Source organism: Pseudomonas fluorescens (assembly GCF_000802965.1).
GTDB classification, from domain to species: domain Bacteria; phylum Pseudomonadota; class Gammaproteobacteria; order Pseudomonadales; family Pseudomonadaceae; genus Aquipseudomonas; species Aquipseudomonas fluorescens_A.
Window position 1 is genome coordinate 61,896 of record NZ_JSAK01000006.1, and the last position, 23,360, is coordinate 85,255.

Sequence of the window (23,360 nt, forward strand, 5' to 3'; positions counted from 1 at the left end):
CCTTGTGGGAGCTGGCTTGCCAGCGATGAGGCCCTCGAACCCAGCGCAAAATCACCCGCCCACGCGCGCCAGAAACACCCGCGTCACCCGCCGCTCCTCAACTTTCAAGACGGTCATCCGCCAGCCTTCCCACTCATGACTGTCGCCGATCATCGGCAGCCGATCCAGCAAACTCACCACCAATCCGGCCAGGGTCTGATAGTCGCCGGTAGGTTCCGCCGCAAACCCGGTGCGCTGGCGTACCCGAGCCAGGTTCAAGGCACCGCTGACCACAAACCCGCCTTTTTCCTCGAGCACATCCGGGCCTTCGATTTCGCTGGCATCTGGCAACTCGCCGGCAATCGATTCGAGGATGTCGGTCATGGTCAGCACGCCGACGAAATCACCGAATTCATTGACCACAAACGCGATGTGCGTCGACGCCTTGCGCATCTGCTCCAAGGCATTGAGGATCGAATAACTGTCCAGCAGGTTGATGGTCTGCCGTGCCAGGTGCGCCAGATCAACTACGTTGCCGGCCAGGTACTCCTTCAACAATTCCTTCTTGTGCACGAACCCCAGCGGTTCATCCACCGCGCCGTCGCGAATCAGCGGCAGACGCGAGTAGGACGAGTGCATCAGTCGCGTACGAATGGTCTCGGCATCATCCGCCAGGTCGATGTGATCGACGTCCGCTCGCACGGTCATCAACGTGCGAATCGGTCGCTCGGCCAGTTGCAATACGCCGCTGATCATCACCCGTTCACGGCGGTCGAACAGTTCTTCGCTCGGCGCCTCGCCGTCATCCAGCATGTCGGCAATCTCTTCGCCGACTTCTTCCACTGCCAACTTGCGCCCGCCCAAAAGACGCATCACCGCGTGCGCAGTACGCTCACGCATCGGCCGCAGACCCTGCATCGAGCGCTTGCGCCGGGCCCGGGCGATCTGGTTGAAGACCTCGATCAGGATCGAAAAGCCGATGGCCGCATACAGGTAGCCCTTGGGAATATGGAAACCCAGGCCTTCGGCGGTCAGCGCAAAGCCGATCATCATCAAGAAGCCCAGACACAGCATGATCACCGTCGGGTGCGCATTGACGAAGCGGGTCAGCGGTTTGCTGGCGACGATCATCAGGCCGATGGAAATGATCACCGCGATCATCATCACCGCCAGTTCATCGACCATGCCCACGGCGGTAATTACCGCATCGAGGGAGAACACCGCGTCCAGCACCACGATCTGCGCCACGATTGGCCAGAACATCGCATACGTGGTGTTAGATGAGCGCTGGCCGACATGGCCCTCGAGCCGTTCGTGCAACTCCATGGTGGCCTTGAACAACAGGAACACACCACCGAAGAGCATGATCAGGTCTCGTCCGGAGAAGCTCTTGTCGAACACCTCGAACAGCGGCTGAGTCAGGGTCACCAGCCAGGAAATACTCGCCAGCAAGCCCAGGCGCATCAGCAACGCCAGGGACAAACCAATGATTCGCGCCCGGTCGCGCTGATGCGGCGGCAACTTGTCCGCAAGGATCGCGATAAACACCAGGTTGTCGATGCCCAGCACCAGCTCCAGCACAATCAGCGTCAACAAGCCAAGCCAGGCGGTGGGGTCAGCTAACCATTCCATAAAAACGTCTCGATCTCTTCAGTGAATTCAGAATGCCGGGCACGGCAAGGCGCGGCTCAGAGGCCGTAGATGTGCAAGGAATTTGGCGTTCGGACGTCGGAAGACCGGGTGTTTCGCGTGCGTCAAAGCTACGCGCAGGCGCGTGGAGGAAGGATAACTGGGAGGCTCCGTGAGGGTGTTCATGCAAGTCCTGAAAGGAAAAAAGGACTTGGATCGTACAGGCGATCGCGACAATTCCTACAGCCGGAAATCATTTCAAGATCTGTAGAAGAGCAGAAGATCGCACCCCGCGCCAGCTCCTACAGGTCTACGCGATCCCCTGTCGGAGCGGCCGAAGGCTGCGATCTTTTGATCCATTCAACATACCGCAACACAGCCGGAGACTTCTCGAACCGCCGATGAACTAACGCCAGCCACGACGATGCATCGCAGTCATTGATCTGGCGATAAATCACATTCGGCAAACTGACATGACCGACCACCGATTCCGGCACCACCGCCACCCCTTGCCCCAGGGAAACCAAAGCGATCACCGCCACCAACCCACCCGGTTGCGCCCCGAGTTTTGGCACGAAACCGCCTTGGGCGGCGACTTGCAAAGTGCCCACGACCTGCTCCGGAAGAATGAAGTTTTCGTTCTGCAAATGCGCCGAATTGATCACCGGCAAACGGTTCAGCCACGAATCCACCGGCAGCGCCAGGACAAAACCCTCGTCGTTCAAGCGCACGCCCTCGACGCCCTCGGGCAACGCCAGCGGGCAGCGGATGTACCCCAAATCGAAGCGCCCCTCGAGGATCATGTTTGGCAGGCTGGCCATGGGGCTTTCCCGCACATTGAGGCTGACATCCGGGTATTGCGCGGCAAAACCCTGCACCTGTTTTTGCAGGAGCCCCGAATACACCGCCGAGGCGACGTAACCCAGTTCGATATGGCCGATGTCACCACGACCGGCGCGCTGCGCATTGCGCTGCGCCGACTCGAATTGCCGCACCGTGGCCTCGGCTTCGATCAGCAGCGCCGCGCCGGCCTCAGTCAGGCTGACATCCCGCGCCTGGCGCAGAAACAGGCGTGCGCCCAGTTCCGCTTCCATGTCCTGGATCTGCCGGGTCAGCGTCGGCGGCGCGATGCCCAATTGCTCGGCCGCGCGTGTGAAGTTGCGGTGGCGAGCGACTGCCAGGAAATAACGAAAATGACGGATGTCCATCGGTGCATTAGCTCAAAGGTAATGAAGTGACGATGTGCGCCTAACAAAGGGACAGCCTGCCAGCGATAAGCTGCACGAAACCTCACAGTAGAGAACCCTGGCCATGTCCGTCAAACCCAAGGTGAGTCCGCGCCTGACCTTGCTCACCGCCTCGGCCGTGTGCTCGCTGATCGTGCTCGATACCAACATCGTCGCCGTTACCTTGCCCAGCATTGCCCGTGACCTCGGGGCGAATTTCGCTGACATCGAATGGGTTGTCAGCGCCTACATGCTGGCCTTCGCCGCGCTGCTGCTGCCCGCAGGCAGCCTGGCCGACCGCTTTGGCCGGCAGAAAACCCTGATCTGGGGACTGGGCATTTTCATCCTCGCCTCCATGGGTTGCGGGGCGGCGCCGAGCGCCTTGTTCCTCGACATCGCCCGGGCCATCAAGGGCGTCGGCGCCGCGCTGTTGTTGACCTCGGCGCTGGCCTCCATCGGCCACACCTTTCACGATGAAGTAGAGCGCGCCAAAGCCTGGGCGTTCTGGGGCGGTTGCATGGGCGTGGCGATGACCGCTGCGCCGACCCTGGGCGGGTTGATTACCGAGTACATCGGCTGGCGCTGGATTTTCTATCTCAACCTGCCCGTGGGCCTGTTCCTGATGTACATGGTCTGGCGCGCGGTGCCGGAATCCCGCGATGCCCAGGCCGCGCGCCTCGATCCGTGGGGCAGCCTCGCCTTCAGCGCCAGCCTGTTGTGCCTGATCTGGGGTTTGATCGAAGCCAACCGCATCGGCTGGAACAACCCCGTGACCTACGCCCGCCTGATCGGCGGCGCCGTGCTGCTGGGGTTGTTCGTGCTGATCGAACGCTTGCAAGAGCGGCCGATGATCGACCTGCAACTGTTCAAACACCCGCGCTTCATCGGCGCCCTGCTCGGTATGTTTTCTTACGCCGCGTGCGCCCAAGTGATGATGACCATGCTGCCGTTCTACTTGCAGAACGGCTTGGGCTTCACCGCCATTTCTGCGGGGCTGGGCATGCTGCCGTTTGCCGTGACCATGTTGATCTTCCCGCGCATCGGCGCACGTCTGACAGGACGCGTGACGCCGGCGAACATGATGGCTCTCGGGCTGACACTGGTTGGCAGCGGTAATCTGCTCAGCGCCTGGACGGTCAACAGCGGCGGTTACCTGTCCTTCGCCGTGGCAATTGCAGTCACTGGTGCCGGCGCGGGGTTGCTCAATGGCGATACGCAAAAGAACATCATGGCTTGCGTGCCTCGTGCACGTACCGGCATGGCGTCGGGCATGAGTACGACCATGCGCTTCAGTGCGGTGATGCTGGCCATCGGCGTGTACGGTGCCTTGCTCGCCAGCCACACCGAACAACAGTTGCATGGTGGTCTGTCGAGCCACGGCGTTGCGTTGCTCGAGCAAACGCAAGGCATCGCCTCGCGGGTGGTGGCCGGTGACATGAGTGCGGCGCTGAACCTGGTGCCGGAGGCGGCTCGCGCGACGGTCGAACCGTTGGCCCGGCAGGCGTTCGTCGCCGGATTCAGCCTGTTGCTGTGGGTCGCAGGACTGGCCGGATTGCTCGCGGCGCTGGTGGTGGGCACGCTGATGCGCAATCCGCTTCCCGCTCCGCCGCCAACCTTAGTGTTTGAATGAGGCCAACACTCGTTCGGCGTTCGCATCGCAGGCCATGCCTTCAGGCTTCGCCGCGATGTTCTCGATCAAGCCCAGCAACTGTGCCTTGCTTTGCGCCAGGTGCTGTTGCATGGCTTCGATCTGATCAACCTTGCGCTCCAGACTGACGATCAATTCGTCGTGCTTGAACGCGCCCGTCACGGTGTCCGGCAACAAGCGCTTCAGCTCCTCCAGGCTGAAACCGGCCTGCTGGGCGCACTGGATGATTTGCAGGGTTTGCAGCACCTGCGGCGGATAACGCCGATAACCGTTGGGCAAGCGCTCGACCTGCGGCAGCAATCCCTGAGCCTCGTAGAAGCGGATTCGCGACGCCGACAACCCGCTCATTTGCACCAATTTACCTATCTGCATCGCGTCCTCGTTTGCCTGCTTGACATTAAAGTTAACTTTAAGCTTAGCCTCCACTCATCACTGATGAGGAGTCAAGCATGTCACCCTTCCAAGCCTTGTATTTACCCAACGGTCAGACCATCGGTAATCGTATTGCCAAAGCCGCGCTGGAAGAGAACCTCGCCGACGGTAACCAGGCGCCGGGCCAAGCATTGTTTCGCCTGTATCAGGCCTGGGCCGAAGGCGAGACCGGTCTGCTGTTGACCGGCAACGTGATGATCGACCGCCGGGCCATGACCGGTCCCGGTGGCGTCGCGCTGGAGGATGAGCGGGATCTGCAGCGCTTTCGCCAATGGGCCGACATTGGCCGCGCCGGTGGCGCGCAGTTCTGGATGCAGATCAATCATCCCGGCCGGCAGACCATGGCCAATCTCGGCCAGCAAGCCTTGGCGCCCTCTGCCGTGGCGATGGACCTGGGGTCGTTTTCAAAAATGTTCGCCGAACCCAAACCCATGACTGAGGCCAATATCGAAGAAGTGATCCAACGCTTCGCTACCACTGCTACGCTGGCAGAGAAAGCCGGATTTACCGGCGTGCAAATCCATGCTGCGCACGGCTACCTGATCAGCCAATTCCTCTCGCCGTTGACCAATCGCCGGACCGACCGCTGGGGCGGCTCACTGGAAAACCGCGCCCGTTTGCTGCTGGCGGTGGTCAGCGCCGTGCGCAACGCCGTTTCGCCAAAGTTTTGCGTGTCAGTGAAGCTCAACTCGGCGGATTTCCAGCGCGGTGGTTTTGATGCCGATGATGCCCGCCAAGTGATCGAGTGGCTTAACGATCACCCCATCGACCTGCTGGAACTCTCCGGCGGCAGCTACGAAGCGCCGGCCATGCAAGGCGAGGCGCGCGACGGCCGGACCCTGGCGCGCGAGGCGTATTTTCTGGAAATGGCCGGTGAACTGGCCGGCGTGGCACGTATGCCGGTGATGGTGACGGGCGGGATTCGGCGCCTGGCAGTGGTCGAGCAGGTGCTCGACAGCGGCATCGCCATGGCCGGCATCGGCACGGCGCTGGCCATTGAGCCGCAGTTGGTCAATCGCTGGCGCGAAGGCCAGAACAGCCATCCGCAACTACCGCCGATACACTGGAAGCGTAAAACGCTGGCGTCGCTGGCAAGCATGGCGGTGGTGCGGTTCCAGATGCATCGTTTGAGTCGTGAACGCAAGACATGGCCGCAAGTCTCGGCGATTTGGGCGTTGATTGTGGATCGCGTGTACGTTGCCAAGCGCACCCGGCAGTATCGAGCGGCGATGGCGAAGTGATTCAAAGTTGTTAGTGACTGGTACACCGCTTTCGCGGGCAAGCCCGCTCCCACAGGAATCCATGGCGCTCACGAAATCCATGCAACAACCCAAAACCCTGTGGGAGCGGGCGGCGATGGCGAAGTGATTCAGAGTTGTAAGTGACTGGTACACCGCTTTCGCGGGCAAGCCCGCTCCCACAGGAATCCATGGCGCTCACGAAATCCATGCAACAACCCAAAACCCTGTGAGAGCGGGCTTGCCCGCGATGAGGCCAGCAAGCGCAACAAAGAACTCACCCCGGAAGCAGCTCATCGATATGCCGATACTCGGACCGCAACTGCGCCGCCAAAGACTTGCTGCGCCCAAGGCGAATCGGCCCGCGTTCGATGTCGATCACCAGTCCCGGACAATCGAGCGCGGGCAACGTCGGCCAGTCTTTCAAGCGGCCATCGGTCACCACCAACAACCGTTGCTGCTCCGCCGGAAAACGCTTTTGCCGCACGGCAAGCCAGCGCCCCGCTTCACTCAACGCCGCCAGCAACGGTGTGCCACCACCCGCGCCGAGCCCGTCGAGCCAATGGCGCAAACCGCTGGACGCCTTCAATCCCTGCACCTGCCACTTCGGCAGCGAACCGCTGGCGGTCAGCAATGCCAGACGCGCACGCTGTCGATAGGCGTCATCGAACAACTGCGCCAGCAAGCCTTTGGCATCGCTCAAAGCCTGATGGCGACGGGTTGAGGCCGAGGCGTCGACGATCACCAGCCACAGTTCATGGGCCGAGCGCGTACGCTGGTGGAACAACAGGTCGTCGTGTTGACGTGGCCGGCCATTGAGTAACGTACCCGGCCAATTCACCGAGCCGCTGCGGGCGGCGTGACGTTTGCCCTGTTTGCCGTGGTCCAGCCGTCCGGCGCGGGGTCTGGCATTCGCCCCCGCGTCAGATCGAGGGCGAATGCCTAGGGCTTTTTTGGCCAGCTCGGCACTTCACGTCGTGCACCGACCGGCAGCGCTTGAGCGGGCATTTCGCCCCACTGGCCCTGGCCCTGGCCCTCGTTCGGGTTTGGCTGTTGACTGGATTGCGATTGATTCTGCTGGGGGCCAGGTGGCGTGTGCTCGCGACGACGATGGCGCAAGGCGAACTCGGCGACCGCGTCGATATCTTCTTCGCTGATGGATGGCCCGCCGCGCCAGGCGGCATGGGCACGCGCCGCGCGCAACCAGACCAGGTCGGCGCGCAAACCATCGACGCCGGCGGCAAAGCAACGCTCGGTAATCTGCGCCAGCGCTTCATCGTCGAGGGGAATACTCGCCAAAAGGCTGCGCGCATTCTGGCAGCGCTCACGCAACGACTGCTGCTGGCTCTCCCACTCGGTGCAGAAACGTTGCGGGTCACTGTCGAAATCCAGACGCCGCCGGATGATTTGCCCGCGTTCGGCCGGCGCGGTATGGCCACCGAGGGCGACGTTCAGGCCAAAGCGATCGAGCAACTGCGGACGCAACTCGCCCTCTTCCGGGTTCATGGTGCCGATCAATACAAACTTCGCCGAATGCCGATGGGAAATGCCGTCGCGCTCAACCAGATTGGTGCCGCTGGCGGCCACATCGAGGAGCAGATCGACGAGGTGATCCGGCAGCAGGTTGACTTCGTCGACGTAGAGCACACCGCCGTCAGCCTTGGCCAGGACACCGGGGGAAAATTGTGCGCGACCCTCGCTCAGGGCCGCGTCGAGATCGAGTGTGCCGACCAGGCGTTCTTCGGTGGCACCCAAGGGCAAAGTGACGAACTGACCACTGGCGAGCAGGTCAGCCAAACCACGGGCCAGGGTCGACTTGGCCATGCCGCGCGGACCTTCGATCAGTACGCCGCCGATCTTCGGGTCAATGGCGGTGAGGTACAACGCCAGCTTCAAATCGTCGGCGCCGACCACGGCGGAGAGGGGGAAATGCGGGGTATCGGTCATGTCAGGGTTCTCATCATGGTCGGTATTTACTTTGTGGCGAGGGAGCTTGCTCCCGCTGGGCTGCGCAGCAGCCCCCAACTCAAAATGCACATTTTTTCAGACACACTACATTGTCTGGTTTTCGACTGCTTCGCAGCCGAGCGGGAGCAAGCTCCATCGCCACAGGTTGTGTGTGTGTCAGCTGTCTTCTTCTATATCCAGCAACAGATTTTCCAGCGCTTCGCGATATTCGCCCGGCTCCTTCCACATGCCCCGCTGCTGCGCTTCGAGCATGCGTTCGGTCATGTCGCGCAGGGCGTGCGGATTGTGCTCGCGCACGAAATCCCGGGTGTTCGGATCAAGCAAATACGCATCCGCCAGCAACGCGTACTGATGATCGTCGATCAACTGCGTGGTGGCGTCGAAGGCGAACAGGTTGTCGACCGTCGCCGCCATTTCGAACGCACCTTTGTAGCCGTGACGCTTGACCCCGTCGATCCACTTTGGGTTGGCCGCCCGGGAGCGAATGACCCGGTTCAGTTCTTCTTTCAGCGTACGGATTTTCGGTAAATCCGGCTGGCTGTGATCACCATGGTAACTGGCCGCTGCTTCTCCACTGAGACTTTCCACCGCCGCGAGCATGCCGCCCTGGAACTGGTAATAGTCGTTGGAATCGAGCAGATCGTGCTCATGGTTGTCCTGGTTTTGCAGCACCGCTTGCACTTGGCTCAGGCGCTGGGCGAACTGCTCACGGGCCGCAGTCCCTTCGTCTGCACCGCCATAGGCGTAACCGCCCCAGTTCAGATACACCTCAGCCAGATCCTCGCGGCTCTGCCACAGTCGACCATCAATAGCGCCCTGCACCCCCGCGCCATACGCACCGGGCTTGGCGCCGAAGATGCGCCAACCGGCCTGACGCCGAGCGGCTTCTTCATCCAGCCCCGATTGCAGAAGCGCTTCACGTTCGGCGCGCACCTTGGCCGCCAGCGGGTTGAGATCGTCCGGCTCGTCCAGCGCGGCGACTGCTTGCACGGCGGCGTCGAACAGGCGGATCAGGTTGGCAAAGGCGTCACGGAAGAAACCGGAGACACGCAACGTTACGTCTACTCGCGGACGATCAAGCACACTCAGCGGCAGGATTTCAAAGTCGTCGACCCGCTGACTGCCCGTGGCCCAGACCGGTCGCACGCCCATCAGCGCCATGGCTTGGGCAATGTCATCGCCGCCGGTGCGCATGGTCGCCGTGCCCCACACAGACAAACCGAGCTGACGCAGATGGTCGCCATGGTCTTGCAGGTGACGTTCGAGAATCAGGTTGGCCGACTGGAAACCGATGCGCCACGCGGTGGTGGTCGGCAGGTTGCGCACGTCCACCGAATAGAAATTGCGGCCGGTGGGCAGTACGTCCAGACGACCGCGGCTCGGTGCACCACTGGGGCCGGCCGGGACGAAGCGGCCGCTGAGGGCGTCGAGCAGGCCGCGCATTTCTGCGGGGCCGCAGGCGTCCAGTCGCGGTGCAACTACTTCGCGCAAGTTGTCGAGGATGGCGTTCACTTCAGACCACCCGCCCCCCTGTGGGAGCGGGCTTGCCCGCGATGGTGTGTCAGCTACATTGATGTCGACTGACACACCATCGCGAGCAGGCTCGCTCCTACAGGAGATCAGCTGTGTGGCGAACAGTTCGAGGCGTTCGCGGGTATCGCCGGTGGTGCGCCAAGGGTCATCGCTGATCGACAACAAGGCAACCGGACGCGGTCCGCTCCACGGCTCGGCCAGCGCACAATCCAATGGATCGAAAGCCAACTCAAACGCCTTGGCCAGCGCCCGCAGCAGACTCGATTGCGCCCCACGGCCGTCGCCCCGGGGAATGCGCAGCAGCGCGAGCAAGGTGTCGGTGCGCAAACGTCCCACCGGAGACTCGCCAAACACGTGCAGGCCATCGCGAATCTGCGACTCTTTCAAGTCACACAGGTACGTGTCCAGGCGCGGCAGCCAGATCGCCGCATCGGCATCGCTGTCGAGTTTTTCGTCCAGTTGCAATTCGCGGTCGATGTGCGTGTCGCGCACCAGTTGCAGGATGTCGCGCTGCAATTCCCGGGCACGTCGTGGGTCGAGCAATTGCGCTTCGTAATATTCGTCGGCCAGCAACTCAAGGTTGCGCAGCGGGCCGTAAGTTTCGGCGCGGGTCAGCGGCGGCATCAGGTGATCAATGATGACCGCTTGGGTGCGGCGCTTGGCCTGGGCGCCCTCGCCCGGATCGTTGACGATGAACGGATAGATATTCGGCAGTGGCCCGAGCAGCGCGTCCGGCCAGCAATTTTCGGAGAGCCCGACACCCTTGCCCGGCAGCCATTCGAGGTTGCCATGCTTGCCCACGTGGATCACGCCGTGGGCGCCGTAGGTGTTGCGCAACCAGAAATAGAACGCCAGATAGCCGTGGGGCGGCACCAGGTCCGGGTCGTGGTACACCGCGCTCGGGTCCACCTGATAGCCCCGCGCCGGCTGGATGCCGACGAAGGTCAGGCCGAAACGCAGGCCGGCAATCATCATCCGCCCGCCTCGGCACATGGGATCGCTGTCGGGCGCACCCCAGCGTTCCAGCACCGCTTGGCGGTTGGCTTCGGGTAGCGCGTTGAACATCAGCAGATAGTCGTCCATCGCCAGGCTTTGCTGGCACGGACGTTGGTCGATGGTGTCGAGGTCGTTGCTGACGCCGCCGAGCAATTGCTGGATCAACGCGGTGCCGCTTTCCGGCAGACCAGCTGGCAGCGGATAGCCTTCTTTGTACAGCGCACGCAGGATGTTCAGCGCGGCGGCCGGGGTGTCGAGACCGACGCCATTGCCAATGCGACCATCGCGTGTCGGGTAGTTGGCGAGGATCAGCGCGACGCGCTTTTGCGCATTCGGCAACCGCGCCAGATCGATCCAGCGCCGCGCCAGTTCGGCGACGAAATCCATGCGTTCCGGTTGCGGTCGGTAGCACACCACGTCGGACTGACTGCGCTCACTGCGCCAGGCCAGGTCCTTGAAACTGATCGGGCGGCTGATGATCCGCCCATCCAGTTCCGGCAACGCAATGTGCATCGCCAGATCACGCGGGCCGAGGCCCTGTTCGCTGGCACGCCAACCGGGTTCGTTGTCCTGGGCGCATATCGCCTGGATCACCGGGATATTGCGCCGAAACGGTCGCAGATGCGGCGCTTCGGGGCTGGATTGGGCGAAACCGGTGGTGTTCAAGATCACCGAAGCTGATGTTTCATCCAGCCAATCCTCGACCACCGAAAGGCAGCCCGGCTCTTTCAAACTGGCCACGGCTATCGGCAGCGGGTTGAGGCCCGCCGCTAGCAGACGCTGACAAAAAACATCGATGAAAGCGGTGTTCGCCGCCTGTAAATGCGAACGGTAAAACAGCACCGCCGCCACCGGTTGATCGGCCTGCCATTCGGCTTGCCAGTCACTCAGTTGTGCAGGGCTTTTTTGCGGGTGGTAAATCGCCGTGCGCGGCAGGGTTTGCGGCTCAGCCCAGACGTAATCGCGAGCCAACCAGCGATTGGCCAGGCAGCGGAAAAAATCGAGGGCATTGCCCATGCCACCCTGTCGCAGAAACTGCCAGAGCCGGTCGCGATCTTCGGCGACCACGGTGCTGAGATCGCTGAGTTCCGGGTCCGGGCGATCATCACCCGGCACCAGAATCAGCTGCACACCGCGCTGCGACAACTCCACCAGCCGCTCGACGCCGTAACGCCAATAGGCAATGCCGCCGTGCAGCGAAATGAGGATGACCTTGGCGTGGCGCAGCACTTCGTCGACGTACAAATCGACCGACGCATGATTCTGCACCTGCATCGGGTTGGCCAGGCGCACGCTCGGGTAATCCTCGGGCAACTGCTGCGCCGCTTCGGCGAGCAGCGCCAGGCTGGAGTCGCCGCTGCACAGGACCACCAGCTCGGCGGGGGTTTGTCCAAGGTCGGCAATGTTGTCATCCGACACGAAACCGCCGGGCTGGGTCCTGAGCAGGTGCATGGCTTACACGCTGAGCGCGGCGCGCAATTGCGCTTCGAGCAACGCGGCATCCAGCGCCTGGCCGATCAACACCAGACGTGTGGTGCGTGCTTCTTCAGCGCCCCACTGACGATCAAAGTGTTTGTCGAAACGCGTGCCCACACCCTGGATCAGCAGTCGCATCGGCTTGTTCGGAATGGCGGCGAAGCCTTTGACGCGCAGGATGCCGTGCTGGACCACCAGTTGGGTCAGCGCGTCCATCAGCAGGCTTTCATCGCAGGCAGGCAATTCGATGGAGATGGAGTCGAACGCGTCGTGATCGTGGTCGTCATGATCGTCATCGTCGTGGTGGTGATCGTGGTGGCTGTGACGGCTGTCGATGTGTTCTTCCGAGCCGGCACCGAGACCGATCAGCACGTCCAGCGGCAGGCGCCCGCTGCTGGCTTCGATGACTTTTACCGCTGGCGGCAGTTCTTCGGCGACTTCCAGACGTACGCGGGCGAGGTCTTCAGGGCTGATCAGATCGGCCTTGTTGAGGATCACCAGGTCGGCGCTGGACAGTTGGTCGGCAAACAGTTCGTGCAGTGGCGATTCGTGGTCCAGGTTCGGGTCGAGTTTGCGCTGGGCGTCGACCTGATCCGGGAATGCAGCGAAGGTGCCAGCCGCGACTGCCGGGCTGTCGACCACGGTGATCACTGCGTCAACGGTGCAGGCGCTGCGGATTTCCGGCCACTGGAAAGCCTGGACCAGCGGCTTTGGCAGGGCCAGGCCAGAGGTTTCGATCAGGATGTGATCGAGATCGCCGCGACGGGCCACCAGTTCGCGCATCACCGGGAAGAACTCTTCCTGAACGGTGCAGCACAGGCAGCCGTTGGCCAGTTCGTACACACGACCGCTGGCTTCTTCTTCGGTGCAACCGATGGAACACTGCTTGAGGATTTCGCCATCGATGCCCAGCTCGCCGAATTCATTGACGATCACCGCGATACGGCGGCCCTGGGCGTTGTCGAGCATGTGCCGCAGCAAGGTGGTTTTTCCCGAGCCGAGGAAGCCGGTAACGATGGTGACGGGGAGTTTGGCCAGTGTTTTCATCGGATGCCCTTTGGCAAGGTGGCGGGCATACGGGACGAGAACCGGCCACGCACAAGCGCGCCAGGAGCGTTCGCCACCGGATCACCCCGCCCGGTTGTAGTGAGAATCTGTATCGAGGCAGGTCTCCTGGCTGACGGTGTGCCAGTCGCTCGACTGGCGTTTGCTGCGCCTTCCCGCGGGCTCAAGGGTTGAGCGTGCAGTGGCGTGGCAGCGAACATCACCGTTCACAGTTGCGGGGGCAGCCGCGGCATTGACCGCGTTCCCTTCTTAGCTTCGACAAACGTCGAAGAACCTCGAAAGCGCAAGGCTACGCATCGTATTGGGGCGGGTCAATGTTCATGGGAAGAATGCGATCACCTGTGGCGAGGGAGCTTGCTCCCGCTCGGCGGCGAAGCCGTCGTAATACCTGCTGACGAGGTATTCCAGAAAGAATGCCGGGGGTCGCTTCGCAACCCAGCGGGAGCAAGCTCCCTCACCACAGGGGGTGTGGTACCTCAAACGAGAACCCCTTCCAATTGACGCCCGGCCCTCGCCCATGCTCTCCTACGCACCTTGTTACGGGTGCCCTTCACAGGGTGAAACGGGAAACCGGTGAATCATGTGCTTTACTCAAAGCCATGTCAGTCCGGTGCTGCCCCCGCAACGGTAAGCGAGCGAAGCGTCAGATCCACTGTGCCATTGCGGCATGGGAAGGTGATGCTTGCAGGTCAAGGCTAACGCCTGCGCCCCTCGTGAGCCCGGAGACCGGCCCGCAACACAAAGTGACCAACACGGTCTCTGAATCAACAAACCCGCGGTGGGCGGGCGCTGTTCGAACCTCTGCGCGCCCGGTCGTGCGGGGTTCTGCTTGCGCTCTTGATCCCCCGCTGACAGCACAAAGGGAAGCGCCATGTCGATCATCAGCAGCACCGGCCACAGCACCACCGCAAGCACTACCACTACCCTGACTCAACGCCTGACCGCCGCCGTTTGCGCGTCGATCCTCGGCGCGTGCCTGGTGTATTTCGCCGGTTTCTCGCACATCGAAGCAGTCCACAACGCTGCTCACGATACGCGCCACAGTGCCGCGTTCCCGTGCCATTGAGACCTGCCGACATGATCAAGCGTATTGCGCAAACCGCAGGTTTCTCCGGCTTGCTGGCCGCCCTGCTGCTCACCCTGCTGCAAAGTTTCTGGGTATCTCCGCTGATTACGCAGGCCGAAACCTACGAAAAATCCGAACCCGCCGCCGTTGAAGTCCACGAACACGCCGCTGGCGTCGCTGCCCACACCCACGATGCCGAAGCCTGGGCGCCGGAAGACGGCTGGCAGCGCGTGCTGTCGACCACCGGCGGCAACCTGGTGGTGGCTGTCGGTTTCGCCCTGATGCTCGCCGGCCTCTACACGTTGCGCGCTCCGACCAAAACCTCTCAGGGTCTGCTCTGGGGCCTGGCCGGTTACGCCACCTTCGTGTTGGCACCGACACTTGGTCTGCCGCCTGAGCTGCCGGGCACCGCGGCTGCCGATCTGGCACAGCGGCAAATCTGGTGGATCGGCACGGCGGCCTCCACGGCGGTCGGCATTGCGTTGATCGTATTCAGCCGTCACTGGCTGATGAAGATCCTCGGCGTGGCCATCCTCGCCGTTCCCCATGTGATTGGCGCACCGCAACCGGAAGTGCACTCGATGCTCGCTCCGCAAGCCCTGGAAACTCAATTCAAAATCGCTTCGCAGTTGACCAACGTGGCGTTCTGGCTGGCCCTGGGCCTGGTCAGCGCCTGGTTGTTCCGCCGCAAAAGCGATGGTCAATACCACGCATGACAACTGTCAGCACAGCGCCGACCCTGGTGGTCGGCCTGGGTTGCCAACGGGGCTGTCCCGTCAGCACGCTGCGGGCGTTGCTCGATCAGGCGCTGCAAGCCCACCAAATCGAAATTCACCAGGTCAAAGCGCTGGCGAGCATCGATTTAAAGCGTAACGAACCCGCCCTGATCGAACTGGCCGAGCAGCTTGGATTGCAGGTGATGTATTTCAGCAGTGAGCAACTGGCCGGTTACCAAACCCAACTCAGCCATCATTCGGACATCGCGTTCGAACGCACCGGATGCTACGGCGTGGCGGAAAGTGCCGCTCTGGCCCTGGCCGAACAACTGGCCAACGCCCCGGCCAAATTGCTGATCCCGCGACAAAAATACGCGCAGGCCACCCTGGCATTGGCAGGCGCCGCGTAAAATCGCCGATAATCCCCGCACTCGATCATGAGCAACCTTCATCTGAAGCCTTGCCCAGACCTTTTTCCCACAGGAACCGACGATGACCGTCTACTTCATTGGCGCAGGTCCCGGCGACCCGGAACTGATCACCGTCAAAGGCCAACGGCTGATTCGCAGCTGCCCGGTGATTATCTATGCCGGCTCTTTGGTGCCTGCGGCGGTACTTGAAGGCCATCGCGCCGAACAGGTGGTCAACAGCGCCGAACTGCACCTGGAACAGATCATCGAACTGATCAAGACCGCCCACGCCAAGGGCCAGGATGTGGCGCGGGTGCACTCGGGCGATCCGAGCCTGTATGGCGCAATCGGCGAGCAGATCCGCCATTTGCGCGAACTCGGCATTCCTTTCGAGATCATCCCCGGCGTCACCGCAACCGCCGCCTGTGCCGCGCTGCTGGGGGCGGAATTGACATTGCCGGACGTGTCGCAGAGCGTGATCCTGACCCGCTACGCCGACAAGACTGCGATGCCGGCAGGCGAAGAACTAGGCAGCCTGGCGCAGCACAGGGCGACCATGGCGATTCATTTGGGGGTCAATCATCTGGAGAAAATCCTCGCCGAGTTGCTGCCGCATTACGGCGCGGACTGCCCGATCGCGGTAATTCATCGGGCGACATGGCCGGATCAGGATTGGGTAGTGGGGACGCTTGAGGACATTGCCGAGAAGGTTGCAGCCAAGGGGTTTCGGCGTACAGCGTTGATTCTGGTAGGTCGGGTGTTGGGCAGTGATCAGTTCAGTGAGTCATCGCTTTATCGTGCGGGGCATGCGCATCTTTATAGGCCCTAAAGCACTTGTGGCGAGGGAGCTTGCTCCCGCTGGACCGCGAAGCGGTCCCAACATCAGCCAACGCATTCATCACGGGAAAATGCATCGGCTGTATTGTGATGGCTACGCCATCAAGCGGGAGCAAGCTCCCTCGCCACAGTGCCGTTTTTTTATGTTCGCAGCGAACGCCTTAGTAGTAAGCGTTTTCTTTCTGCGTGTGGTCGGTCACGTCACGTACACCCTTCAATTCGGGAATACGTTCGAGCAAGGTGCGCTCGATGCCTTCCTTCAGGGTCACGTCTGCCTGGCCGCAGCCCTGGCAACCGCCGCCGAACTGCAGAACGGCAATGCCGTCCTCGACCACATCGATCAGGCTGACCTGACCGCCGTGGCTGGCCAGCCCCGGGTTGATCTCGGTTTGCAGGTAGTAGTTGATGCGCTCGTTGACCGGGCTGTCGGCGTTGACCATCGGCACTTTGGCGTTTGGCGCCTTGATGGTCAGCTGGCCGCCCATGCGGTCGGTGGCGTAGTCGACAACGGCATCGTCCAGGAAAGCTTCGCTGAAATGGTCGATGTACGCGGTGAAGCTTTTCAGCCCCAGCGCGGTGTCTTCAGGTTTCTCTTCGCCCGGCTTGCAATAGGCAATGCAGGTTTCGGCGTACTGGGTGCCAGGCTGGGTGATGAAGACGCGGATGCCGATGCCCGGGGTGTTCTGCTTGGAGAGCAGATCAGCCAGGTAATCGTGGGCGGCGTCGGTAATGGTAATAGCGGTCATGGAAACTCCTCGCAGGCTTGGGCGCAGTTTACGCCAATCATCGCCGCGGACAAAGTCCTAGTATTTTTGTCGGGAAAGATTCCGACGATCCCCTTGTAGGAGCTGCCGCAGGCTGCGATCTTTTGATCTTGTTTTTTAAGATCAAAAGATCGCAGCCTGCGGCAGCTCCTACAAGGGTAGCGTGATTAGAGGTTCTCGTAGCGATTCATGTCGAGTACGCCCTCTTCCACCGGGTCGGTTTCGTGGATGTAGCGGCTCAAATCATGGAAGTACTGCCAGAACTGCGGATGGCTGCGCCGGACGCCCCAGCGTTCGACGATTTTCTCGAAACGGTTCGCATCCTTGGCGTTTTCCATCGCGTCGACAAAATCAGGCACTTGATCGGCGGGGATATTGAACATGAAGTTCGGGTAACTGCTGAGAACCCCAGGGAAAATGGTGACCGTATCGAGGCCCGGCTGATACCGCATCGACTCGCCGACCAGGAACGCCACATTGCTGTGCGCGCGATTGCGCAACAGGCTGTAGACCACACGCTTGCCGCTCGCGGTTTCGATGCGCAGCATGGTCGCTTCCGGCAATTGATCGATGACCTTGAGTCCAGCCGCCGGACGCGACGTCAGGCGGCTCAAGGCCTGTTCGGCTGCTTGCAAGTCCGGGTCGATGTTCGGACGCGAGCAATAGGCGCCGTCGCAGCGGTTGATCGGATCAGGCTTGGCGTTCAGGTCGCCGTAACGCGCCAGCAGCTGCAGGGCGAAGTCGCGCTTGGGGTCCTTTTCATTGAGCTTCAGCGCGGTCGGCGTGTCGTCGTCGATGGACTCGTAGTCCAGCCACATCTTGAATTTTCCGCCGTCCTGGTACCAGTCATCCAGGTAACCCTCGCGAGAATCCGCCGGCATCAGGCGCAGGAAGTTCTGCTCGGCGCCGTTGCGGATCAGGTCGAAATACAAGCGCGTCTGGGCCTGATGGGAAACGTTGCCGAACACATCGAAGTTGACCGCCAATTGGTAATACGTACGTTCCAGCAGAGGGAAGTCGAACAGCCACATCGTTTGCGGCACGTCGCCGATCAGACCCTTGGTCACGACGGCGCTGTCGAAATGCCTGAAGATGCTCAGCAGTGCGTTGTCGTTACCGGCCCACAGGCTCGACCAACTCGGTGGCGGCAAATCGGCGTAGCTGTCCCGACGCAGGGCTTCGTATTCGTTACGTTTGTCGCGGTAGTCGTGCCACAGGGTCAGGACACTGCCAACGTCGTCGTTCTGCCCCGGCATCGCCAGCAATGGCGTGGCCTGGCCGCGATAGTTCGGGTCGGTGATGTAAAGGTCATGCTCCGGCGCCTGGAACAGCGCCCAGAAGTTATCGCGAATCACGTCGGTGGCGATCTGCCCCCGGCAAACCGGGCCGCGAATAAAGGTGCGCACGAAATATTCGGCATTATCGAGCATGAACTGGTAACGCGCCTGGGCCGGAATCGCTTCGAAGGTGGTGAATGGATTGGCCCGGCGTTCCGGACCGTAGCCCGGCAAGGCGTCGACTTGCCAGTTGCCGCTATAAAAGAGGCTCTTGACCCGGGCCATCTTCGCCGCGCTCAGCGGGTAAGTAATGTGGGTCTTGTGCACGATCACGCCCTGCACCGGCCACAAGCGGTAATACACCTGGGTGCCGGGGTCGTCATTCGGCCGACGGGTGTTGATCAAGTCGATGGGTTGACCGGTCGGGGTTCGCGATCGCACCCACTGGAAGAAATGTCCCGGCTCGCCGTCCTTGAAATAGACGTGCGCGAGAAACCAGTGCTCGAACAACCAGCGCCCTACCAGGCTCTCGCGGGCGCCCGGTGCGTTGAGCAGGTTTTCCCACTGCACCACCTGCAACGCTTCCTTCGCGCTCGGCACCAGACCCTGTTCATCGATCGGCGCACCGGAAGCCAGCCAGCGTTGCAGCGTCTGGTATTGCTGATCAGTCAGGCCGGTGACTGCCAGCGGCATGCCTTGTTTCGGGTGAGAACTGGCGTAGCCGTCGAACTCCGCCGGCATGGCGCACATGTTTTCGCGGTTCAGGCCCAGCACGATGTCTTCGGGCAATTTGGCATTGGGTTGCAGCGGAGTTTGATGACCCAGTTCCAGCATGCGCGCCATCAACGCGGCTTGGCTGCCCTGGGCATCGAGCACTGAGTAAAAGCCCTTCTGCTGCCAGGCGCGCTTGCCGAAAGCGTCATAAAACAACCGGGTCGGCGCGCCGGCCTTGCGGCGATCGCCGTCGTAGACCGGGGTTTTGCTGGCACCACGCGCTGCCCCTTCGCCACTGCCCAAATTGAGCTGACAGGCGGAGTCATAGCAGGCGTGGCAGGCCACGCACTTTTCGGTGAAGATCGGTTGAATGTCGCGGGTGTAGGAAATAGCAGGAGAAATCTCAGGGGTTTGCGCACCCGCGCCCCAGCTTAATAACAGCCACACGCTGCTGATGACGACGCGATACGACATGTCCCTGATCCTGATCCTTGAAAAAACGCCGCGATTCTACCGTTCCGCACGCCCCACCAACATGAGCGATATTCATGCAAAAGGCGAACATGCTCTAAAAGCGCACAGGTTTGCTATTATCCCGGCCCTTCGTCATGGCCTTACCGAGTAGTCCAAATGTCCGATCGCAGCGTTCGCCTTCAAGCTCTCAAGCACGCCCTCAAAGAGCGCATCCTGATTCTCGATGGCGGCATGGGCACGATGATCCAGAGCTATAAGCTCGAAGAGCAGGATTACCGTGGCAAACGCTTCGCCGACTGGCCGAGCGATGTCAAAGGCAACAACGACCTGTTGGTGCTGACGCGCCCGGATGTGATTGGTGGTATCGAGAAAGCCTATCTGGATGCCGGCGCCGACATTCTGGAAACCAACACCTTCAACGCTACGCGTATTTCCATGGCCGATTACGGCATGGAAGAACTGGCCTACGAACTGAACGTAGAAGGCGCTCGCCTGGCGCGCAAGGTCGCCGATGCGAAAACCCTCGAGAACCCGGACAAGCCGCGCTTCGTCGCCGGCGTGCTCGGCCCGACCAGCCGCACCTGCTCGCTGTCCCCGGACGTGAACAACCCCGGCTACCGCAACGTGACCTTTGATGAGCTGGTGGAGAACTACACCGAGGCCACCAAAGGCCTGATCGAAGGCGGCGCCGACCTGATCCTGATCGAAACCATTTTCGATACCCTGAACGCCAAAGCCGCGATCTTCGCCGTGCAAGGCGTGTTCGAAGAACTGGGCATCGAATTGCCGATCATGATTTCCGGCACCATCACCGACGCCTCCGGCCGCACCCTGTCCGGCCAGACCACCGAAGCCTTCTGGAACTCCGTGGCCCACGCCAAGCCGATCTCGGTCGGTCTGAACTGCGCCCTCGGCGCCAGCGAACTGCGCCCGTACCTGGAAGAGCTGTCGAACAAGGCCAGCACCCACGTATCTGCGCACCCGAACGCCGGTCTGCCGAACGAATTCGGCGAGTACGACGAACTGCCGGCGCAAACCGCCAAAGTCATCGAAGAATTCGCCCAAAGCGGCTTCCTCAACATCGTCGGCGGTTGCTGCGGTACGACGCCGGGCCACATCGAAGCCATCGCCAAAGCCGTGGCCGGTTATGCGCCGCGCGAAATCCCGGAAATCCCGAAGGCCTGCCGCCTCTCGGGTCTGGAACCGTTCACCATCGATCGCAACTCGTTGTTCGTCAACGTCGGCGAGCGCACCAACATCACCGGCTCGGCCAAATTCGCCCGGCTGATCCGTGAAGACAACTACACCGAAGCCCTGGAAGTCGCCCTGCAGCAGGTCGAAGCCGGCGCCCAGGTGATCGACATCAACATGGACGAAGGGATGCTCGATTCGAAGAAGGCCATGGTGACCTTCCTCAATCTGATTGCCGGTGAACCGGACATCTCCCGCGTACCGATCATGATCGACTCCTCGAAATGGGAAGTGATCGAAGCCGGCCTGAAATGCATTCAGGGCAAGGGCATCGTCAACTCGATCAGCATGAAGGAAGGCGTCGAGCAGTTCATTCATCACGCCAAACTGTGCAAGCGCTACGGCGCCGCCGTGGTGGTCATGGCGTTCGACGAAGCCGGCCAGGCCGACACCGAAGCGCGCAAGAAAGAAATCTGCAAACGCTCCTACGACATTCTGGTCAACGACGTCGGCTTCCCACCGGAAGACATCATCTTCGACCCGAACATCTTCGCCGTGGCCACCGGTATCGAAGAACACAACAACTACGCTGTGGACTTCATCAACGCCTGTGCCTACATCCGCGACGAACTGCCGTACGCCCTGACGTCGGGCGGCGTGTCCAACGTGTCGTTTTCGTTCCGTGGTAACAACCCGGTGCGCGAGGCGATCCACTCGGTGTTCCTGCTGTACGCAATCCGCGCCGGCCTGACCATGGGCATCGTCAACGCCGGGCAACTGGAGATCTACGACCAGATCCCGGTAGAACTGCGCGACGCCGTGGAAGACGTGATCCTCAACCGCACCCCGGAAGGCACCGACGCCCTCCTCGCCATCGCCGACAAGTACAAGGGCGACGGCAGCGTCAAGGAAGCCGAGACCGAAGAGTGGCGCAGCTGGGACGTCAACAAGCGTCTGGAACATGCGCTGGTCAAGGGCATCACCACCCACATCGTTGAAGACACAGAAGAGTCCCGCCAATCTTTCGCCCGCCCGATCGAAGTGATCGAAGGCCCGCTGATGTCCGGCATGAACATCGTCGGCGACCTGTTCGGCGCTGGCAAAATGTTCCTGCCGCAGGTGGTGAAATCCGCCCGCGTCATGAAGCAGGCCGTGGCCCACTTGATCCCGTTCATTGAACTGGAAAAAGGCGACAAACCGGAAGCCAAGGGCAAGATCCTCATGGCCACGGTAAAAGGCGACGTGCACGACATCGGCAAGAACATCGTCGGCGTGGTGCTGGGTTGCAACGGCTACGACATCGTCGACCTCGGCGTGATGGTACCGGCGGAGAAAATCCTTCAGGTCGCCAAGGACGAAAAATGCGACATCATTGGCCTGTCGGGCCTGATCACGCCGTCGCTGGATGAAATGGTCCATGTCGCTCGCGAGATGCAGCGTCAGGATTTCCACCTGCCTTTGATGATCGGTGGCGCGACCACTTCCAAAGCGCACACAGCGGTGAAGATCGAGCCCAAGTACAGCAACGACGCGGTGGTGTATGTCACTGACGCTTCCCGTGCTGTCGGCGTGGCCACGCAGTTGCTGTCCAAGGAACTGAAGGCCGGTTTCGTCGAGAGAACCCGCGAGGAATACGTCGAAGTCCGCGAGCGCACCGCCAACCGCAGCGCCCGTACCGAACGCCTGAGCTACGCTGCCTCCATTGCGAAAAAGCCGCAGTTCGACTGGAGCACCTACGAGCCGGTCAAGCCGACGTTCACCGGCAGCAAAGTGCTGGATAACATCGACCTCAAAGTGCTGGCCGAGTACATCGACTGGACGCCGTTCTTCATCTCCTGGGACCTGGCCGGCAAGTTCCCGCGCATCCTTCAGGACGAAGTGGTGGGTGAAGCCGCCACGGCGCTGTACGCCGATGCCCAGGAAATGCTCGCCAAGCTGATCGACGAGAAACTGATCAGCGCCCGTGCAGTGTTCGGGTTCTGGCCGGCCAACCAGGTGCGTGACGATGACATCGAACTGTACGGCGATGACGGCAAGCCACTGGCCAAGCTGCATCACCTGCGTCAGCAGAACATCAAGACCGACGGCAAGCCGAACTTCTCCCTGGCCGACTTTGTCGCGCCCAAGGACAGCGAACTCACCGACTACGTGGGTGGTTTTATCACCACCGCCGGCATCGGCGCCGAAGAAGTGGCCAAGGCCTATCAGGACGCTGGCGACGACTACAACTCGATCATGGTCAAAGCCCTGGCTGACCGCTTGGCCGAGGCTTGCGCCGAGTGGCTGCACCAGCAGGTGCGTAAAGACTACTGGGGTTATGCCAAGGATGAAGTGCTGGATAACGAAGCACTGATCAAGGAACAGTACAGCGGTATCCGCCCTGCTCCGGGCTATCCGGCCTGTCCGGATCACACCGAGAAAGCCCAGCTGTTTGCCCTGCTCGATCCAGAAGCCGAGGAAATGCGCGCCGGCCGCAGCGGCGTGTTCCTCACCGAGCACTACGCGATGTTCCCGGCGGCAGCGGTCAGCGGCTGGTACTTCGCTCACCCGCAGGCGCAATACTTCGCCGTGGGCAAGATCGACAAGGATCAGGTGCAGAGCTACACGTCGCGTAAAGGTCAGGAATTGAGCGTGACCGAGCGCTGGCTGGCGCCGAACCTGGGTTACGACAACTGACCTGGCGCCAGCAAGCCGGCTCCTGCAGAAACACGCATGTGGCCT

General features: G+C 61.4%; 17 protein-coding genes and 2 riboswitches. Of the genes, 8 read left to right on the forward strand and 9 right to left on the reverse strand.

What is annotated here, in order from left to right:
- Positions 1-51 precede the first annotated feature (51 nt).
- Entirely contained in the window at positions 52-1,611 is a 1,560-nt protein-coding gene (locus NL64_RS05620) for a TerC family protein (RefSeq protein WP_034147163.1), read from the reverse strand.
- A gap of 299 nt (positions 1,612-1,910) precedes the next feature.
- On the reverse strand, positions 1,911-2,816 hold the full coding sequence (locus NL64_RS05625) for a LysR family transcriptional regulator (protein ID WP_034147164.1): 906 nt from the start codon (positions 2,814-2,816) through the stop codon (positions 1,911-1,913).
- A 103-nt stretch (positions 2,817-2,919) separates the two neighbouring features.
- Here NL64_RS05625 and NL64_RS05630 point away from each other — a divergent pair, with 103 nt between their 5' ends.
- Positions 2,920-4,464 (forward strand): MFS transporter, encoded by a 1,545-nt coding sequence (locus NL64_RS05630; protein ID WP_034147165.1) that lies wholly within the window; start codon positions 2,920-2,922, stop codon positions 4,462-4,464.
- Here the strand turns inward: NL64_RS05630 and NL64_RS05635 are convergent.
- The gene (locus NL64_RS05635; protein WP_034147166.1) at positions 4,450-4,854 is read right to left on the reverse strand and encodes a MerR family transcriptional regulator; all 405 of its coding nucleotides are present in this window, start codon (positions 4,852-4,854) and stop codon (positions 4,450-4,452) included. The two genes, NL64_RS05630 and NL64_RS05635, sit on opposite strands and share 15 nt — an antisense overlap.
- Before the next feature lie 77 nt (positions 4,855-4,931).
- Between NL64_RS05635 and NL64_RS05640 the strand changes: the two genes are divergently transcribed.
- A complete protein-coding gene (locus tag NL64_RS05640) occupies positions 4,932-6,155 on the forward strand; it encodes an NADH:flavin oxidoreductase/NADH oxidase family protein (protein ID WP_034147167.1) in 1,224 nt (407 codons plus the stop codon).
- Positions 6,156-6,429: 274 nt separating this feature from the next.
- On the opposite strand, the gene NL64_RS05645 is transcribed toward NL64_RS05640, so the two are convergent.
- The 4 genes from NL64_RS05645 to cobW form a co-directional block, all read right to left on the reverse strand.
- Positions 6,430-7,041, reverse strand: a complete 612-nt coding sequence (locus NL64_RS05645) for a vWA domain-containing protein (protein ID WP_034147168.1) — start codon at positions 7,039-7,041, stop codon at positions 6,430-6,432.
- Between the two features lie 53 nt (positions 7,042-7,094).
- Complete coding sequence (locus NL64_RS05650; RefSeq protein ID WP_034147169.1) at positions 7,095-8,099, reverse strand: ATP-binding protein; 1,005 nt, start codon at positions 8,097-8,099, stop codon at positions 7,095-7,097.
- A 177-nt stretch (positions 8,100-8,276) separates the two neighbouring features.
- Positions 8,277-12,101, reverse strand: a complete 3,825-nt coding sequence (gene cobN, locus NL64_RS05655; protein WP_034147170.1) for a cobaltochelatase subunit CobN — start codon at positions 12,099-12,101, stop codon at positions 8,277-8,279.
- Positions 12,102-12,104: 3 nt separating this feature from the next.
- Entirely contained in the window at positions 12,105-13,172 is a 1,068-nt protein-coding gene (gene cobW / locus NL64_RS05660; protein WP_034147171.1) for a cobalamin biosynthesis protein CobW, read from the reverse strand.
- A 99-nt stretch (positions 13,173-13,271) separates the two neighbouring features.
- Positions 13,272-13,483, reverse strand: a riboswitch (cobalamin riboswitch).
- Positions 13,484-13,714: 231 nt separating this feature from the next.
- Positions 13,715-13,939, forward strand: a riboswitch (cobalamin riboswitch).
- Positions 13,940-14,061: 122 nt separating this feature from the next.
- On the opposite strand from cobW, the gene NL64_RS05665 reads away from it, so the two are divergent.
- The 4 genes from NL64_RS05665 (at position 14,062) to cobM (ending at position 16,211) form a co-directional block, all read left to right on the forward strand.
- Positions 14,062-14,256, forward strand: coding sequence for a CbtB domain-containing protein (locus NL64_RS05665; protein ID WP_034147172.1), 195 nt, complete (start codon positions 14,062-14,064; stop codon positions 14,254-14,256).
- Positions 14,257-14,267: 11 nt separating this feature from the next.
- Positions 14,268-14,972 (forward strand): CbtA family protein, encoded by a 705-nt coding sequence (locus tag NL64_RS05670; protein WP_034147173.1) that lies wholly within the window; start codon positions 14,268-14,270, stop codon positions 14,970-14,972.
- A complete protein-coding gene (locus NL64_RS05675; RefSeq protein ID WP_034147174.1) occupies positions 14,969-15,382 on the forward strand; it encodes a cobalamin biosynthesis protein in 414 nt (137 codons plus the stop codon). Before NL64_RS05670 ends, NL64_RS05675 begins: the two co-directional genes overlap by 4 nt.
- Positions 15,383-15,464: 82 nt before the next feature.
- Positions 15,465-16,211: a precorrin-4 C(11)-methyltransferase gene (gene cobM, locus NL64_RS05680; protein ID WP_034147175.1), complete on the forward strand. Its 747-nt coding sequence runs from the start codon at positions 15,465-15,467 to the stop codon at positions 16,209-16,211.
- Between the two features lie 169 nt (positions 16,212-16,380).
- On the opposite strand, the gene nfuA is transcribed toward cobM, so the two are convergent.
- Complete coding sequence (gene nfuA / locus NL64_RS05685; protein WP_007912592.1) at positions 16,381-16,965, reverse strand: Fe-S biogenesis protein NfuA; 585 nt, start codon at positions 16,963-16,965, stop codon at positions 16,381-16,383.
- Between the two features lie 185 nt (positions 16,966-17,150).
- Positions 17,151-19,448: a fatty acid cis/trans isomerase gene (locus NL64_RS05690; RefSeq protein WP_034147176.1), complete on the reverse strand. Its 2,298-nt coding sequence runs from the start codon at positions 19,446-19,448 to the stop codon at positions 17,151-17,153.
- On the opposite strand from NL64_RS05690, the gene NL64_RS30010 reads away from it, so the two are divergent.
- Positions 19,447-19,599 carry a hypothetical protein gene (locus NL64_RS30010; protein ID WP_155292719.1) on the forward strand — a complete coding sequence of 51 codons (153 nt, stop codon included), beginning with the start codon at positions 19,447-19,449 and terminating at the stop codon, positions 19,597-19,599. The genes NL64_RS05690 and NL64_RS30010 overlap by 2 nt on opposite strands.
- Positions 19,600-19,604: 5 nt before the next feature.
- Positions 19,605-23,315 carry a methionine synthase gene (metH, locus tag NL64_RS05695; RefSeq protein ID WP_034147177.1) on the forward strand — a complete coding sequence of 1,237 codons (3,711 nt, stop codon included), beginning with the start codon at positions 19,605-19,607 and terminating at the stop codon, positions 23,313-23,315.
- The last annotated feature ends 45 nt before the right edge of the window (positions 23,316-23,360 follow it).